The sequence below is a fragment of the Paenibacillus agaridevorans genome (assembly GCF_003112455.1).
GTDB classification, from domain to species: Bacteria; Bacillota; Bacilli; order Paenibacillales; family Paenibacillaceae; genus Pristimantibacillus; species Pristimantibacillus agaridevorans.
Map to the genome: position 1 here is coordinate 1 of NZ_BDQX01000417.1, position 493 is coordinate 493.

Sequence of the window (493 nt, forward strand, 5' to 3'; positions counted from 1 at the left end):
TATTCAGCGGGCGCGACACTGACGATGGGAGCAGCGAACGTTACGCTGTATGCGAAGTGGACGCTTAATCCGACGTATACGGTGACGTATAACGGAAACGGAAGCACTGGCGGAATTGCGCCTCTGGACAGCGGAACGTATGAAGTAGGCGAAGCAGTTGTCGTGCTTGGTCAAGGTAGTTTGGTTAGAACCGGTTACACGTTTGCAGGTTGGAACACGTTAGCGAACGGAACTGGTACGAATTATGCGGCTGGCGCAACGCTGACGATGGGAGCTGCAAACGTTACGCTGTATGCGAAGTGGACGCCTAATCCGTCGTATACGGTGACGTATAACGGAAACGGAAGCGCAAGCGGTTCGGTGCCAGTGGATAGTGAAGCGTATGAAGTAGGCGAAACGGTCAATGTGCTGGATAAAGGCACTTTGGTGAAAGAAGGCCACACATTCGCGGGCTGGAACACAGCGTCTGACGGTGGCGGTACCGATTACGCAG

General features: G+C 54.0%; 1 protein-coding gene. It reads left to right on the top strand.

Annotation, left to right across the window (positions count from 1 at the left end):
• Positions 1-24 precede the first annotated feature (24 nt).
• Positions 25-493: InlB B-repeat-containing protein (locus PAT3040_RS31850; protein ID WP_146200618.1), on the top strand; the 469-nt coding region annotated here is incomplete at its 3' end.